This is a genomic window from Streptococcus sp. 339, from assembly GCF_013277285.1.
GTDB classification, from domain to species: Bacteria; Bacillota; Bacilli; order Lactobacillales; family Streptococcaceae; genus Streptococcus; species Streptococcus pseudopneumoniae.
The window spans coordinates 1-17,535 of sequence record NZ_VMMR01000009.1 but is presented as its reverse complement, the minus strand read 5'-3'; the positions used below and the strand labels follow the sequence as shown (position 1 = coordinate 17,535).

Sequence of the window (17,535 nt, the reverse complement as noted above, 5' to 3'; positions counted from 1 at the left end):
ACTGACGAAGTCAGTAACATATATACGGCAAGGCGAAGCTGACGTGGTTTGAAGAGATTTTCATTGAGTATAAAATAGATACAAAGTTAACTCTCACCTATTTATGCAAAGGAATCTTATGGAAGTTTATTTTTCAGGAACCATTGAACGGATTATTTTTGAAAATCCCAGTAATTTTTATCGTATCCTCCTCCTAGAAATCGACGATACAGACGCAGAGGATTTTGATGATTTTGAAATTATTGTCACCGGCACCATGGCTGATGTGATTGGGGGCGAAGACTACACTTTTTGGGGGCAAATTGTCCAGCACTCCAAGTATGGGGAACAACTGCAAATCAACCGTTATGAACGTGCAAAACCAACTAGCAAGGGCTTGGTCAAGTACTTTTCAAGTAGCCATTTCAAGGGAATTGGTCTCAAGACAGCTCAGAAAATAGTGGACACCTATGGCGACAATACCATTGACGAAATTTTGCAACACCCAGAAAAGTTAGAAGGCATCGCAGGGCTCTCTGCCAAAAATCGCGAGGCTTTCGTCTCCACTCTCCGTCTCAACTACGGAACGGAGATGGTTTTGGCCAAACTAGCCAACTACGGCATTCCCAACAAACTAGCCTTTCAGATTCAAGACTTTTACAAGGAAGAAACCCTTGATGTGGTTGAAAATTATCCCTACCAGCTAGTTGAGGATATCAAGGGTTTGGGCTTTACCATTGCTGACCAACTAGCTGAGGAACTAGGCATCGAAAGTCAGGCTCCTGAACGCTTCCGCGCCGGTCTAGTTCACAGTCTTTTTCAGGCCTGTATGGAAACAGGGGACACCTATGTTGAAGCACGGGATTTGCTGGAACAAACCCTTACTCTCCTTGAGTCTTCCCGTCCCGTGGAACTAGACCCCAGCCAAGTTGCCCAAGAGCTCTCCTACCTGATCGAAGAAGACAAGGTTCAGCAGATTGATACCAAGATCTTTGACAACAGCCTCTTTTTCGCTGAGGAAGGTATCCGCAGTCACTTGATTCGTATCCTTGAAAAAGGAGAACAGAAGAGACAAGATTTAGAAACTATTCAAAAGCATATCACTACTGTCGAGCAAGAACTGGGGATTGAGTATGATAACATTCAAAAACAAGCTATTTGTGACGCTATCCAGAACAAGGTCTTTATCCTGACAGGTGGGCCTGGTACTGGTAAGACAACTGTTATCAATGGAATCATCGCTGTTTATGCCCTTTTAGAAGGACTTGACTTCAGGAAGAAAAGCAATCTGCCCATTCTTCTTGCTGCTCCAACTGGTCGAGCTGCTCGTCGCATGAATGAATTGACAGGTTTGCCTAGCGCGACCATACATCGCCACTTGGGAATGACAGGTGACGATGATACTAGTCATCTGGAAGATTATCTGGATGCTGACTTTATTATCGTGGATGAATTTTCCATGGTGGATACTTGGCTGGCCAATCAACTCTTCTCCAACATCTCTTCTAACAGTAAGATTCTCATCGTGGGAGATAGCGATCAGCTACCGTCTGTCAGCCCTGGACAAGTTCTAGCTGACCTCCTTCATATTCCTTTAATTCCTCAGACTCGCTTGGAAAAAATTTATCGGCAAAGCGAAGAATCAACCATCGTCACCCTAGCTAGTCAAATCCGACAGGGCATCTTGCCAGCCGATTTCACCCAGAAAAAAGCTGACCGTTCCTACTTTGAAATTGCTAGTGGCCATATTCCTGCTACGATTGAGAAAATCTTAGGCGCTGCCCTCAGAAGTGGCATTCCTGCCCGTGATATCCAAGTTCTGGCTCCCATGTACCGAGGGACGGCAGGGATTGATGCCATCAACCAACTCATGCAAGACCTCCTGAACCCACCACAAAAAGACCAACTCAGTTTTGAAGCTCCCCAGTGCCACTATCGTAAGGGAGATAAGGTCATTCACTTGGTCAACGATGCTGAAATCAATGTCTTTAATGGAGATTTAGGAGCCATCACAGACCTGATTCCTGGTAAATACACCGAGTCGAAACAAGACGAGATTGTTATTGATTTTGATGGCAATGAAGTCTCTTACCCACGTAACGAATGGTACAAGATTCGCCTGGCCTATGCCATGAGCATCCATAAATCACAGGGAAGTGAGTTCCCTGTTGTCATCCTACCGATCACCAGTGCTAGTAGGCGTATGCTGGAGCGCAATCTCATCTATACAGCCATTACACGCGCCAAAAGCAAGCTTATCTTACTAGGCGAATTACAGGCCTTCGACTATGCTACTCAACATATCGGAACTGCCCGAAAAACCTATCTGATTGAACGCTTCAGTGATTTATTGGAGAATGTTGAAGAAAAGCAACCAGCTGTCTCTGAAACAGCCACATCAAGTACCTCTGAACAATCCTACATCCTAACCGAAGAAAACTGGGACAGCATCCCGGCCATGATTGGGATTACAGATGCAGATCTCAAAGAGATTTTTGGAAAATAGTGCACAAGAAAACCCACCAATTCAGGTGGGATTTTTGTTTATTAATATTATTTAACTGTTGCTGTGCTTGTAATCAACTCAACAGCTTTTTTGATTGTGATATCGTGTTTCAACATATCAGCCGAAAGCAAGCTTTGTACTTGAGCAACTTCCATGTTGTAATCTGCTGCCAATTGCTCAACTTCTTTTTGGATTTCTTCTTCTGAAGCGTCAAACCCTTCAGCTTTGGCAACTGCTTCGATAACAAGGTTAGTCTTAGTACGTGACTCAGCTTCTCCCTCGTATTGTTTGTGAAGGTCTTCTTGAGTAGTTCCAGTGATTTGGAAGTACATGTCAGGGTTGATACCTTGACGTTGCAAGTTTCCAAGGAATTCGTTTACTGAGCGGTGAACTTCTTCGTGGATCATTTCTTCTGGAAGTTCTACGATTTCAGCGTTTTCTACAGCTTTATCAATTGCTGCACCTTCAACTGCATCTTTGTAAGCTTCTTCTTTAGCAGCAGCCAATTCGTTGCGGTATTTTTCTTTCAATTCAGCAAGTGTTTCAACTTCTTCGTCAATGTCTTTTGCAAGCTCATCATCAAGAGCTGGAACTTCTTTAGCTTTTACTTCGTGGATAGTTGTTACGAATTTAGCTTCTTTACCTGCAAGGTCTTCTGCTTGGTAGTCTTCTGGGAATGTTACAACTACATCAACAGTTTCGCCAGCTGAGTGACCTACCAATTGGTCTTCAAAACCAGGGATGAATTGACCTGAACCAAGTCCAAGTGAGAAGTTTTCACCTTTTCCGCCATCAAATTCAACACCATCGATAGAACCAACGAAGTCAATAACAACAGTATCGCCGTTTTCAGCAGCAGCTTCTTTGATAACCAATTCAGCCAAGTTGTTGCGTTCGCGTTCAATACGCTCTTCAACGTCAGCGTCAGTTACTTCTTTTTCTAGATCAACTGATACTTCAAGGTTTTTGTAGTCACCCAATTTAACTTCAGGTTTTGTCACGACTTCAGCTGTGATAACCCAGTCTTGACCTTTTTCCATTGAAGTTACATCAATTTTTGGTTGAGCAACGACTTCAAGACCAGCTTCTTTTACAGCTGCTTCATAAGCATTTGGCAAAAGAGCGTTCATAACATCTTGGTAAAGTGACTCTTCACCAAATTTTTTGTCGAAGATAGGACGTGGAAGGTGACCTTTACGGAAACCTGGAACATTAAGAGATTTCTTAACTGAGTTGAAGACACGATCCAATTCTGGTTTGATTTGGTCTTGAGAGATAGTGAAAGTCAAGACACCACGGTTTGTTTCTTTGTTTTCAAATGATACAGACATTCTGTCATTTCTCCTTAAAATTTTTTAAATACAGTCTATTATAACATTTTCTATAAATAAAATCTAGACTAATGCAGACAATTATAGACAACAAGCCTTTTTGCTAACTAATGAAAGTTCTATAATGAAGTTAGCCACCCAGCCCTCCTAAAAATTAGATGTTTTAACTAGCTGATAGCTAGCCCTCTATTTCATTTGATAAGAGGCTTGATGCTGTTAGGCTGACAAGCCAAGGCTAAGATTAGCCTTGGTTTAGCTGACAAAACTGCTTCAAGGGTTCCTCTTGTCAAATGAAAGCAAAATAATTGCCCTCAATCTCACCATTTTTTTTGGGACATAATCACTTTCGATTGACAGTTTGTTCTACACTTTCAAGGATGGAATAGACATCAAAAAGAACCCTGCTTTTCTGAAAAAGAGGTCTTCTTGCTAAGTTTATACTCAATGAAAATCAAAGAGCAAACTAGGAAGCTAGCCACAGGTTGCTCAAAGCACCGCTTTGAGGTTGCAGATAAAACTGACACGGTTTGAAGAGATTTTCGAAGAGTATTAATTTACATAAATAGCCAGTGTTTGATAGGGTTTGAGTAGAATTTTCTCAGACACTTCTGCGTCTTCATAGTTTGAAATCAAAATTTGTCCATTTTGGTAGACTGCTGGCAAGTCGATTTCCACTTCTTTGGCATAAAAGTTATTGAGCACTAGTAACTTTTGATCCTCAAACTGGCGTTCAAAAGCATAGACTTGTTTGCTATCTTCAAAGGCTGGTTTGTAATTTCCTTCTGAAATGATTGGCATTTCCTTACGCAGTCGAATCAAGTCTTGATAGAAGGTGAAAATCGGACCCTGGATTTCATTTTCTACATTGATGTATTTATAGGATTTACCAGCTTTCAACCATGGAGTGCCTGTTGAAAATCCTGCATTTTCAGAAGTATCCCACTGCATGGGAATGCGTGAATTATCACGCGACTTAGCTTGAATAATCTGGAAGGCTTTTTCCTGACTCTTCCCTTCCTCTAAGAGCATCTGATAGGCATTGAGCGATTCGACATCCACATAATCAGCAATAGAATCATAGTCTGGGTCAATCATCCCGATTTCCTCGCCCATATAGATATAAGGTGTCCCACGTGACAGGTGAATGCTGGCTGCTAGCATAGTGGCTCCTTCCTTGCGGAAGTTTTGAATATCAACAAAACGGTTTAAAGCGCGTGGTTGGTCGTGATTGTTCCAGAAGAGAGCACTCCAACCGTCTTTATCACTCATTTCCTTACCCCAACTATGGTAAAGACTCTTCAACTCTTCAAAATCAAAGGGAGCCAAGGTCCACTTTTGTCCATCCTTATAGTCCACCTTGAGGTGATGAAAATTAAAGGTCATGGATAATTCCTGACGATCAGGCGACGAATAGAGGACACAGTTGTCCATGGTGGTAGAAGACATTTCCCCAACTGTCATAAAGCTATCGTCTGCTCCAAAAGTGGCTTGATTCATCATACGCAAATAGTCATGAACGATAGGTTTGTCTGTATAAGCTGGCTTTCCTTCATTTTCAGGACAATCCACTAAGACTTCATCCTTGCCAATCAAATTGATCACATCAAATCGGAAACCTTTGACACCCTTGTCACGCCAGAAATTAACTACCTTGAAAAGCTCCTTACGGACATTGGGATTGCGCCAGTTAAGGTCAGCCTGGGTCTCATCAAAAAGATGAAGGTAGTATTTCCCTGTATTCCCAAAGGGCGCCCATGCAGAGCCACCAAACTTAGACTGCCAATCTGTTGGTTGGTCTTGGATGAAGAAAAAGTCTTGATAATACTTGTCCCCAGCTAAGGCTTTCTGAAACCATTCATGCTCTGTCGAACAATGATTGAGTACCATGTCCAGCATAAAGTCAATCTTGTGCTCTTGACCGACACGCACCATTTCCTCAAAATCAGCCATATCACCAAAAAGAGGATCTACTGCCATATAATCTGAAATATCGTAACCATTATCCCGTTGAGGGCTTGGATAGAATGGATTGAGCCAGACCATATCCACACCTAGTTTGGCTAAATAGGGAATTTTTTCAATAATTCCACGGAAGTCCCCAATACCATTGCCAGTGGTGTCTTTGTAAGATTTTGGATAGATTTGATAGACTACTTTTCCTTTATCAAGTGTCATCTGTTTCTCCTTTTCTGATAAAAGGGAGGAAGCAGTCTTCCGTCCCTATTTGTGCTATTTCAATTATACTCAATGAAAATCAAAGAACAAACTAGGAAGCTAGCCACAGGTTGCTCAAAACACTATTTTGAGGTTGCAGATAGAGCTGACGTAGTTTGAAGAGATTTTCGAAGAGTATTAGATTCGTGTAGCGACCATGAGAGATGCTCCAGCTTGGATCGTTGTCGGATAAGTTCCGGGAATAGTCGCTGTATAAGCATCTTGGTTGGTGATGATAACAGGAGTTTCTGTCACCAGACCTGCAGCCTTAATGACATCCATATCAAAACGAATCAGTTGCTGACCAACTGTGACATGGTCTCCTTGGGCTACAAGACTTTCAAATCCTTTGCCATCAAGACCTACTGTATCCATACCGATGTGGATGAGCAATTCCACCCCCTCGTCAGAGACAATACCAATGGCATGCTTGGTAGGAAAAAGAACCGTCACTGTCCCATTGACTGGAGAAGTCAACTCACCTTGGCTTGGTTCAATGACCAGACCTTGCCCCATGACACCTGAAGCAAAGACTGGATCCGTTGCTTGACTTAGTTCTTTCACTTGGCCAGTCAGCGGGCTAACAATTTCTACTGGAGTAAGTTCTACTGGTTCATGACTCACAAATTCTGCTTCTTCTTGAGCAACGAATTCTGCCTGCAAGTCCGTATCGTCCTCTGTTTTTGTAAAGAGACCAGCCTTACGGAAGAAGAAAGTCAAGAGCATTGGAACAAGAATAGCGACTAGCATAGTTCCTGCAAATGGCAACATGTATTGAGGTTGAATAGAGAGGATACCTGGCAAACCACCGATACCAATAGAAGCCGCAGTTACATTAAAAGTAACGGATAACATGCCTGCAAGAGCTGAACCAGTCATTCCAGCTACAAATGGATAGATGTATTTGACATTGACCCCAAAGAGGGCTGGTTCTGTAACACCGAGATAGGCTGAAATAGTGGCAGGAAGTGAAACCTGAGCCTCACGCTCATCATGACGGTGCATGAAATAATAGGCAAACACGGCTGAGCCTTGAGCAATATTAGAAAGAGCAATCATTGGCCATAGGGCAGTGCCACCAGCATCCGCAATCAATTGTGTATCAATGGCATTGGTCATATGGTGCAGACCTGTGATGACAAATGGAGCGTAGAGGGCACCAAAAATTGCACCGAAGAGCCATTTAACTGGACCAGTTAAACCTGCCAAGACAACTGATGAAAGTCCTTGTCCAATTGTCCAACCGATTGGTCCCAAAACAGTATGAGCTAAAATCAAGGCTGGAATCAATGACAAGAAAGGTACAAAAATCATAGAAATCACTTCTGGGACATGCTTGCGCCAGAAAATTTCAAGATAAGACAGACTCAAACCTGCAAGCAAGGCTGGGATAACTTGGGCTTGGTAACCGATACGATTAACAGTAAAATAGCCAAAATTCCAAACCCAGTTTGCCGCAATATCAGCTGCTGGCGTTGAAGCAACCGCATAGGCATTGAGCAACTGAGGCGATACCAAACAGATTCCGAGAACAATTCCCAAGATTTGGCTGGTTCCCATCTTACGAGAAACAGACCAGGTAATCCCCACTGGTAAGAACTGGAAGATAGCTTCACCCGGCAACCAGAGGAAGTGATTAACCCCTGCCCAAAACTGAGAAGTTTCTGTGATGGTCTTGCCATCCAACATAGACCAATGCACACCTTCCAAGACATTACGGAAACCGAGGATCAATCCACCAACAATCAAGGCTGGAATAATCGGAGTAAAGATTTCCGCCAGAGTGGTCATGACACGTTGGACCACATTTTGATTACTCTTAGCTACAGACTTGGCTGCTTCTTTGGAAACACCCTCAATACCCGAAACAGCTGTAAAATCATTATAAAAGATTGGCACGTCATTTCCAATGATTACCTGAAATTGACCTGCATTTGTAAAGGTTCCTTTAACAGCTGGAATTGACTCGATAGCCTTAACATTAGCCTTCTTATCATCTCCTAAAACAAACCGCATCCGTGTCGCACAGTGGGTTACGGCAGTCACATTTTCCTTGCCTCCAATTGCCTGAAGCAGATCCTTGGCTTCTTGTTCAAATTTTCCCATTTGATTCTCCTTATACTTGTCAAAGCAAGTTTGATTTGATAAGAATATTGTAAACGATACCAAACTTGTCTGCAACTTGTTTGATGTAAAAAGAGGATTTTTTGTCATTTTTCTAGCACTTGTATGGTAAAATAGATACAGGTGTTCATTGAACTAGACTAAAAACCTATTTAAGCAGGCAAACTGAAGAAATACCAACAATTATTTAAGCAAATCCAAGAAACCATTCAAAACGAGACTTACGCTGTCGGAGATTTCCTTCCTAGCGAGCACGACCTTATGGAGCAATATCAAGTGAGTCGTGATACCGTCCGAAAGGCCCTGTCTCTCCTCCAAGAGGAAGGATTGATCAAAAAGATAAGAGGGCAAGGTTCTCAAGTCGTCAAAGAAGAAACCGTCAATTTCCCTGTATCCAACCTAACCAGCTACCAAGAACTAGTTAAAGAACTTGGACTGCGCTCTAAAACCAACGTGGTCAGTCTGGACAAGATTATTATTGATAAAAAATCCTCACTGATAACCGGTTTCCCAGAGTTTCGGATGGTTTGGAAGGTGGTCCGCCAGCGTGTGGTGGATGATCTGGTATCCGTTCTGGATACAGACTATCTGGATATGGAACTCATCCCAAATCTCACTCGCCAAATTGCTGAGCAGTCTATCTATTCTTATATAGAAAATGGCCTCAAACTCCTTATTGATTATGCTCAGAAGGAAATCACCATTGACCACTCAAGCGACCGAGACAAGATTCTCATGGACATTGGCAAAGACCCTTATGTCGTTTCGATTAAATCAAAAGGCTATCTCCAAGACGGACGCCAATTTCAGTTTACCGAAAGTCGCCATAAGTTAGAGAAATTTAGATTTGTAGATTTTGCAAAGCGCAAGAAATAAAAGACTGAGACACCAGATCTCAGCCTTTTTCGGCTCTATAATATTTGTAGTGGGTACCCCCCTATAGATATTATGGAGCCTATTTTATTGTAGAAAAAAAGTCCCATAAGATCTATAATGAAAAGCGACAAAACAACTCATTAGAAAGAATCATATGGAACAATTACATTTTATCACAAAATTACTAGACATTAAAGACCCTAATATCCAGATTTTAGACATCATCAATAAGGATACACACAAGGAAATCATCGCCAAACTGGACTACGACGCCCCATCTTGCCCTGAGTGCGGAAACCAATTGAAGAAATATGACTTTCAAAAACCTTCTAAAATTCCTTATCTTGAAACGACTGGTATACCTACTAGAATTCTCCTTAGAAAGCGTCGATTCAAGTGCTATCACTGTTCAAAAATGATGATCGCTGAAACTTCTATCGTCAAGAAGAATCACCAAATCCCTCGTATCATCAACCAAAAGATTGCTCAAAAGTTAATTGAAAAGATTTCTATGACCGATATTGCCCATCAGCTTTCCATCTCAACTTCAACTGTCATTCGAAAGCTCAATGACTTCCACTTTGAGTGTAATTTTAGAAATCTGCCTAAGATTATGTCTTGGGACGTTGAAACAGTCCGGGGAGTGACTGTTTCAATCGGGAGATGGAGATGAGCTTTATTGCGCAAGATTTTGATAAGCTCAATATCATCACTGTTCTTGAAGGTAGAACACAAGCCGTCATTCGAGATCACTTTCTTAAATATGATAGGGTCGTCCGATGTCGAGTGAAAATTATTACTATGGATATGTTTAGTCCTTATTATGACTTAGCTAGGCAACTTTTTCCAAACGCTAAAATCGTTCTGGATCGCTTTCACATTGTGCAACATCTTAGCCGTGCTATGAGTCGTGTCCGTGTCCAAATTATGAATCAGTTTGAACGAAAATCCCATGAATACAAGGCTATTAAACGATACTGGAAACTCATTCAACAGGATAGTCGTAAACTCAGCGATAAACGTTTTTATCGCCCTACTTTTCATATGCACTTAACGAATAAAGAGATTCTTGACAAGCTTTTGAGCTATTCAGAAGACTTGAAACACCACTACAATCTCTATCAGCTCTTACTTTTTCACTTCCAGAACAAGGAGCCTGACAAATTTTTCGGACTTATTGAGGACAATCTAAAGCAGGTTCATCCTCTTTTTCAGACTGTCTTTAAAACCTTTCTAAAGGATAAAGAAAAGATTGTCAATGCCCTTCAACTACACTATTCTAACGCCAAATTAGAAGCAACCAATAATCTCATTAAGCTTATCAAACGAAATGCCTTTGGATTTCGGAACTTTGAAAACTTCAAAAAACGGATTTTTATCGCTCTGAACATCAAAAAAGAAAGGACGAAATTTGTCCTTTCTCGAGCTTAGCTGACTTCAACCCACTACAGTTGACAAAGAGCCTAAAAATTGACATGGAAATTATAAAACCATTACTAGTTTAGTCCTTTTTGATAACGTGCCAATTCGGCTTGGTTCGCCCAAATATAGTGACCTGGACGGATTTCAACCATGGATGGTTTATCAGTCTCATAGTCGTGTTGACTTGGGTCGTAAACCTTCAAGACCTTCTTACGTTCCAAGATTGGGTCTGGAATTGGTACCGCTGAAAGCAAGGCTTGAGTATATGGGTGAATTGGATTGTTAAACAATTCTTCTGTTTCTGCAACCTCTACAATAACACCCTTGTAAATAACTGCGATACGATCTGAAATAAAACGAACAACCGACAAGTCATGGGCGATAAAGAGATAGGTCAAGCCAAGTTCTTTTTGGAATTTTTTGAGCAAGTTCAAGACTTGGGCACGCACAGAAACGTCCAAGGCTGAAATGGGTTCATCCGCAATAACAAAGTCTGGTTGCATGACCAAGGCACGGGCAATACCGATACGTTGACGTTGACCACCTGAAAACTCATGAGGGTAACGAGTCAAATGCTCAGCAAGCAGACCCACTTCACGGATAATATTTTGAACTTTCTCTTCACGCTCTGCTTCATCCTTAAACAAATGGTGATTGTAAAGACCTTCAGAAATAATATAATCAACAGTCGCACGTTCATTCAAACTTGCCGCAGGGTCTTGGAAAATCATCTGGATACGACGAATCAATTCCGCAGCTTGTTCACGCGATTTCTTACCATTAATCTTTTGACCCTCAAAAATGATATCTCCATTACTTGTATCATTGAGACCGATGATAGCACGACCAATAGTTGTTTTCCCACTACCGGACTCACCTACAAGCGAGAACGTTTCTCCCTTGTTGATAAAGAAGTTAGCATTTTTAACCGCGACAAACTTCTTACTTCCTTCACCGAAGGAAATTTCTAAATCTTTAATTTCTACTAATTTTTCAGACATTTCCTTCCTCCTAGTCAGCCAGATGGGCAAATCCCATTTTTTCACGGATCTTATCATGGAGATTTGCAATCACAGCTGGTTTTTCTACTTTTGGAGCATCCTCATGAAGTAGCCAAGTTTTAGCCCAATGTGTCTCTGATACTGAGAATTGAGGAGCTTTTTGTTCGAAGTCAATCTGCATTGCATAGTCAGAACGCAAGGCAAAGGCATCCCCTTTCAGGTCAGTATAAAGTGACGGAGGTGTTCCTGGGATTGAGTAAAGATCCCCTTTATCATCAGCAAGCTGAGGCAAGCTAGACAAGAGACTCCATGTATATGGATGGCAAGCGTCATAGAAGACTTCCTCAACAGTTCCATACTCAACGATTTCTCCTGCATACATAACCGCTACCTTATCCGCAATACTTGCTACCACACCAAGGTCGTGAGTGATAAAGATTGTTGTGAAATGATACTCGTTTTGTAAAGATTTTAGCAAATCAATAATCTGAGCTTGAATGGTTACATCCAAGGCAGTTGTTGGCTCATCACAGATCAAGACATCAGGTCGGCAGGCAAGGGCAATCGCAATAACGATACGTTGACGCATTCCTCCAGAATATTGGAATGGGTATTCATCAAAACGTCTATCTGCATCTGGAATCCCAACCTTATTCATGTAGTCAATGGCCAATTCTTTTGCTTCCTTGGCTGTTTTTCCTTGGTGTTTTACAATAACTTCTGTAATCTGGCTACCAATTGTTTTAATGGGGTCCAAACTAGTCATTGGATCCTGGAAGATAGTCGCAATCTTAGCACCACGAATTTGTTCCCAATCCTTGTGAGAAGATAAAGCTGTCAAATCCTGACCACGGTAGTCAATACTACCTTGGGCAATGCGACCATTTTCTTCGAGCATACCTGTGAAGGTCTTTGTCAAAACAGATTTACCTGATCCTGACTCACCTACCAAGGCTAATACTTCTCCTTCAACTAGTTCAAGGGAAACGCCGCGAATGGCTGTCAATACTTTGTCACGAACGTCAAATTCCACGACAATATCGCGAGCAGTCAAAATTACATTTTTTTCTTTTGTCATTTCTACTCCTATCTATGTGTACGTGGATCACTAGCATCCGCTAAGTTTTGACCAACTACGAAAAGGGACAAGGATACCAAGACAAGAGTTGTCAATGGAATCCAGAATAAGTAAGCATTGGTTGTTACGTTTTGTGAATAATCCGAAATCAAACGACCCAAACTTGGCACTGTAATCGGTAATCCAAGACCGAAGAAAGACAAGAAGGCTTCGTATGAGATAAAGCTTGGAAGCATTTGAGTCATGGTTGTCACAATAACAGATACCAATTGTGGCATAATGTTTTTGGCAACAATCTTCAAGGTTGGTGTTCCCAAAGTACGTGACGCCAAGTTGTATTCCAAATCACGGTAACGCAAGATTTGCACACGGATCATGAAGGCAATCCCAATCCATGTCGTCACACTCATAGCAAAAATCAGATTCCAGAATCCAGCTCCGATTGAGTAAGTCAAGACAATGACAATCAAAAGAGATGGGATGTTTGAGATGACGTTATAAACTTCCATCATGACACGGTCAACTGATTTTGAAATTCCCCAAATACCACCGACAAAAACACCGATAACCAAGTTAATCACTGTCGCAATCACAGAAATGAGGATAGAGTTACGAGCTCCAAACCAGACACCGTCAAAGAGTGATTTACCGTTACTGTCTGTACCGAACCAATGCTCAGCATTTGGCTTGATATAACGAGCACTAAAGTCGTTTACCTTGCTGACATCATTGAAATCAAACTTAGAAAACATTGGGTAGATGAAACTCATCAAAATGATGGCTACCAAGATTCCCAACATGACTACAGTTGATTTTTTCTTCATAAATTGTCTAAACACTGATTTCCAGTAAGAATATGCTGGCGCATCAATAGTTTCAGAGGCAAAATCGTCACGTTTTATAAACTGAAATTTTTCTTTATCGATTGTAGACATTATTTGCCTCCTTTCTCAGTCAATTTAATACGTGGGTCAATAATAGTCATCCAAATATCTCCCAAAAGACGTGAGAAGATAGAAATACATGTAAAGATGAAGACAAGACCAACGACCATAGAGTTATTAGATGCTTTTACAGAGTCAATCAACATTTTACCCATACCTGGGAAGGCGAAGACTGTTTCAGTAAGGGTTGCACCACCGATAACCCCAATAATGGCACCAGGAATTCCTGAAACCAGCGGAACCATGGCATTTTTAAAGATGTGTTTGTTTGAAATTTCTTTTTCAGACAAACCTTTTGCACGAGCGAAACGAACAAAGTCTTGAGATTGCAAGTCAATCATGTAACGACGAATCCAAATAGCTGTACCAGGAGCACCCAACAAACCAAGGATGACTGCTGGTAAAACGTAAGAACGCCAATCTCCAGCTCCCAAGATAGGGAACGAATCTGGAAGACCAATAGATGATCCAATCAATCGAACGATGTAAACCAAGGCAATGGTTGGAAGAGCAAGCAAGAAGGTCAAAGCCCCTGTTGAGAAGCTATCAATCCAAGTGTTCTTGAAACGAGCCATGGCTGAACCAAGTGGCACTGCAATCGCATAAGAAATCACCAAACCAATCAAACCAGTAATAGCAGAGCTGACAATCATAGATGGATATTGGTAATTACTTTCAGTCGCTGTATAAGGATCATCTTTCCCATAGCTAGCTACTTCACGAGAGTCAGCCTGACTAGGTGACTTGTAGGTTCTTGAGTAAATATTTACAGAAGACGTTTTCTTACCTGTTGGGAACTGAACTTGGGCAGTTTTGGTTTGTCCTTGACCTTGAGTAATAACCTGAAGAACTGGTGTATTAGCATAGGTTGGGTAAGAGTCACCTAAATTGATGTTCACAAAATTTTGATGCACAAATGGGAACTGACTGTTAAAGTACAAGAGATATTTATGTTTAGTTCCTGAACCGACCAATGACCATCCGATAGCTGGATCATTTTCGAAACGAAGGTAACGTTTCAAGTCTGGATTTTCAGGGTCTTGGATTTTATTTGTATGGTCAATGTCAATCAAGTTAGCATAGAAGTGAAAAACTCGTTCAAAAATTGGAATTTCACGACTAGCATAGAATTGACCACTTTCAGTAAATTCTCCCAAGGTCCAACCATGACCTAATTGATTGATGTACTTTTCATAAATAGCTTTATTGGTCGCATTTGCTTCTACTGTTACAGAAGAATCCATGCTACTTGCCTTTTCTTGCAACTCTTTAGTATCGTAATACTCAATGTAGCCCATACGCTCAAACACAGTATTTTCATAGTTATCACGTTTATCAGCCGTTGTCGCAATTTTATTATAGTTAGGGTCCTGCTTGAAAATCAATTTTCGAGGAACCAAGGTATAGATAATCGTGTAGGTCAAAGTCGTCACTAAGAAAATCGAAACCAATGACCGCAAAACACGCATAAAAATATATTTTTTCATATTATTTCCTTTAAAAATCCCAAAAGAACCTTCTCCTCATGGAGAGAAAGTTCTATTAGAAATTATTTACTTCACATGACTTGCCAATTCTTTTTGAGCTTTCTCATTTGATTCAGCTTTTTCTTTCAACCATTTTTCACGAGCTTTTTCATACTCTTTCTTAGTCACCGCTTTATCCTGTAATTTCAAATATTTGAAGTAAACATCTGACCCCTTAGAGCCTGTTTGCGCAGAAGCTCCAGTAAATGGAACAATTCGTGAAAGCACTGGTGCTGCACCAGAAGAAGCCATAGCAGGAATAAAGAGTGAACTATCTGTCAACCATGCTTGAGCCGCTGCATATTTTTCATAACGGACATTCAAGTCGCTTGTCTCTCTGGCAGCTTCATCAACTAATTTATCGTATTCTTTCAAACCAACTTGAACTACTGAAGGGCTATTTGGATTATCAAATCCTAAATATGTTTTTGTAGTTTCACTGCTAGTTGTTTTTAAAATATCCAGGTAAGTAGATGGGTCTTGATAGTCTGGTCCCCATGAAACTCCTCCCGATACATCCCAATCCTCAGATGAAGCATTGGCAGCATAGTAAGTAATATTAAGGAATTCATCACTTGTCATTTGTTGAATATCGACAACGACATTTTCAACACCAAGAACTGTTTCTACAGATTGTTTAAAGGACTGAATACGGGCGATATAGCCTTTTGATGCTTGGTCTACTGGAACATCCAGATGAATAGGAAACTGAACGCCATCTGCTTCTAAAGCTTTCTTAGCTTTCGCAAACTCTGCCTTGGCCTTGTCAGCATTGAATAAACCATCCTGCCCATCAGCTAAATTCACACCTTTCCACTCATCTCCATAAGCAGGAAGTTGAGCAGCGACTAAATCACCAAAGGTCTTCTCACCAACTGAAACAAAGTCTGGTTTTACAAATAGATTACGAACTGCTAAAGCTGCTCCATCTTTACCATTGATTTGAGCTGAGTAAGCTGAGCGATCAAGAGCAAAATTCAAGGCTTGACGGAAATCTTTGTTAAGCAATGCCTTCTTAGTAGCTGCTTTCTCTGAATCTGTAGTTTTAGAAGTATAGTTGTAACTTTGGCGATCAATATTCACACCCAGACCAGCAATCCCAGAGCCTGGTTGTGTGTAATAGATATTGTCCTTGTATTTTTCTGCAACCTTAGAATAGTTGGAGCTGGTAGGGAAAAGACGGGCATAACTATAAGCTCCACTAGTGAAGTTACGCTCTAGCGACTCCTGATCTGAGCCATCATAGTAAGCTAGATTGATAGTATCTAGGTGGACATTTTCTTTATCCCAATATTGCTCATTTTTTACAAACTCTACAGAAGATTTTGCAGTCAACCCTTTCAACAAGAATGGCCCATTATAAAGCAAGGATGTCGGATCTGTTGGTTTAGCAAAATCGCTTCCTTTTGATGTTTCGAATTCTTCATTCAAAGGCCAGAAAATAGAATAGGTCAACTTAGAGTTCCAGAACGGTTCAGGCTGGTTCAAAGTGTATTGTAACGTATAATCATCAACCGCCTTGACACCAACTGTTGAAAAATCTGTTGAAGTTCCTGATAGATAATCTGCCAAGCCTTTAACCGAGTTTTCAGCTAGATACATAGCTTCTGATTTTTTATCTGCTGCGTGTTTTAAACCGTTCACGAAATCTTTAGCCGTCACCTCTGCATATTCTTCTCCATCAGAGGTAAACCATTTAACCCCTTTACGAATCTTATAAGTGTAGGTCAAACCATCCTTAGAGACTTCCCAATCCTCTGCAACTGCAGGAGCAAGATTCCCGTAATTATCGTTAGTGAATAAACCATCAATCCCATTTGAAGTCACTACTTGTGTACTATTTTTACTTGAAATCAGGTAGTCCAAGGTTTCTGGGTCTGCTGTATAAATATAGCCATAAGCTTTAGGGGCTGATGAATCAGATGATTTTGAAGAACTGCATGCTGCAAGTACACCTGCTGCTAATAAAACAAGACCTGCTGTAGCAAATACACGACTTTTTTTCATTTTCTACTCCTCTGTTTATGTGAATTATAGATTGACAACCATTATATCATATTATCCATTAAAAATCAAACAAATTTTCAGAATATTTAGGCTTGTTGGCACAAATTTTTCATTTTTTTTGAATATATGATTCAAATTGTCGTTCGAAGTGTCAAAGACTACAGTGAAAATAGGAAATTTGACGCAGAAACTTTGGAGCTTAGGAAGACATACAGTAAAATAAAATACGGACGGAACAATGTGATTTTGGAATTCAAATCATTTTATAACAATATTAGACTTCCTGCAAAAGAGGATATAGCTTCATGAGTCCTTGATAACCATTGTCAGCCAAGATTTTACCAGCTTGTCCGATATTTCTGCGACTCGTTTTGAACAACTTCATATCATGACAATAGTTCACAGCGATATCCAAAGAAACTTCTCCCTTGACTTGTGACAATCGCTTGAGCCTTCATAGCGTGGCATTTCTTTTTATAGTCATTTAGTTTTTAAAAAGCGTTCCAACCATTCAAAAATAGTTGGGA

11 protein-coding genes and 2 pseudogenes are annotated in these 17,535 nt (G+C 40.8%); 4 read left to right on the top strand and 9 right to left on the bottom strand.

Features of this window, described 5'->3' with window-relative positions:
• The first annotated feature begins 118 nt into the window (after positions 1-118).
• A complete protein-coding gene (locus tag HT736_RS01540; protein ID WP_050975861.1) occupies positions 119-2,485 on the top strand; it encodes an ATP-dependent RecD-like DNA helicase in 2,367 nt (788 codons plus the stop codon).
• Positions 2,486-2,532: 47 nt separating this feature from the next.
• Here the strand turns inward: HT736_RS01540 and tig are convergent, their stop codons facing one another.
• The 3 genes from tig to treP form a co-directional block, all read right to left on the bottom strand.
• Positions 2,533-3,816, bottom strand: coding sequence for a trigger factor (gene tig, locus HT736_RS01535; RefSeq protein ID WP_138700223.1), 1,284 nt, complete (start codon positions 3,814-3,816; stop codon positions 2,533-2,535).
• Positions 3,817-4,365: 549 nt separating this feature from the next.
• Positions 4,366-5,991 (bottom strand): alpha,alpha-phosphotrehalase, encoded by a 1,626-nt coding sequence (gene treC / locus HT736_RS01530; RefSeq protein ID WP_000171232.1) that lies wholly within the window; start codon positions 5,989-5,991, stop codon positions 4,366-4,368.
• A gap of 177 nt (positions 5,992-6,168) precedes the next feature.
• Positions 6,169-8,136, bottom strand: coding sequence for a PTS system trehalose-specific EIIBC component (treP, locus tag HT736_RS01525; protein WP_172930673.1), 1,968 nt, complete (start codon positions 8,134-8,136; stop codon positions 6,169-6,171).
• Between the two features lie 183 nt (positions 8,137-8,319).
• Between treP and treR the strand changes: the two genes are divergently transcribed.
• Both treR and HT736_RS01515 read left to right on the top strand, forming a co-directional pair.
• Complete coding sequence (gene treR, locus HT736_RS01520) at positions 8,320-9,030, top strand: trehalose operon repressor (protein ID WP_172930676.1); 711 nt, start codon at positions 8,320-8,322, stop codon at positions 9,028-9,030.
• A 154-nt stretch (positions 9,031-9,184) separates the two neighbouring features.
• Positions 9,185-10,461, top strand: a pseudogene (locus HT736_RS01515) (ISL3 family transposase).
• 65 nt (positions 10,462-10,526) lie between these two features.
• Here the strand turns inward: HT736_RS01515 and HT736_RS01510 are convergent.
• The 5 genes from HT736_RS01510 to HT736_RS01490 form a co-directional block, all read right to left on the bottom strand.
• Positions 10,527-11,453, bottom strand: a complete 927-nt coding sequence (locus HT736_RS01510) for an ATP-binding cassette domain-containing protein (RefSeq protein ID WP_001291299.1) — start codon at positions 11,451-11,453, stop codon at positions 10,527-10,529.
• 10 nt (positions 11,454-11,463) lie between these two features.
• Positions 11,464-12,531 carry an ABC transporter ATP-binding protein gene (locus tag HT736_RS01505; protein WP_000159548.1) on the bottom strand — a complete coding sequence of 356 codons (1,068 nt, stop codon included), beginning with the start codon at positions 12,529-12,531 and terminating at the stop codon, positions 11,464-11,466.
• An 8-nt stretch (positions 12,532-12,539) separates the two neighbouring features.
• Positions 12,540-13,466, bottom strand: coding sequence for an oligopeptide ABC transporter permease OppC (oppC, locus tag HT736_RS01500; protein WP_000103690.1), 927 nt, complete (start codon positions 13,464-13,466; stop codon positions 12,540-12,542).
• A complete protein-coding gene (locus HT736_RS01495) occupies positions 13,466-14,962 on the bottom strand; it encodes an ABC transporter permease (protein WP_000759897.1) in 1,497 nt (498 codons plus the stop codon). The genes oppC and HT736_RS01495 overlap by 1 nt, the downstream gene beginning before the upstream one ends.
• A 66-nt stretch (positions 14,963-15,028) precedes the next feature.
• Entirely contained in the window at positions 15,029-17,008 is a 1,980-nt protein-coding gene (locus HT736_RS01490; protein ID WP_172930672.1) for a peptide ABC transporter substrate-binding protein, read from the bottom strand.
• 126 nt (positions 17,009-17,134) lie between these two features.
• On the opposite strand from HT736_RS01490, the gene HT736_RS11555 reads away from it, so the two are divergent.
• Positions 17,135-17,317 (top strand): hypothetical protein, encoded by a 183-nt coding sequence (locus HT736_RS11555; protein ID WP_078374317.1) that lies wholly within the window; start codon positions 17,135-17,137, stop codon positions 17,315-17,317.
• On the opposite strand, the pseudogene HT736_RS01485 reads toward HT736_RS11555, so the two are convergent.
• Positions 17,301-17,484, bottom strand: a pseudogene (locus HT736_RS01485) (transposase); the annotation flags it as partial. The gene HT736_RS11555 and the pseudogene HT736_RS01485 overlap by 17 nt on opposite strands.
• Between the last annotated feature and the right edge of the window lie 51 nt (positions 17,485-17,535).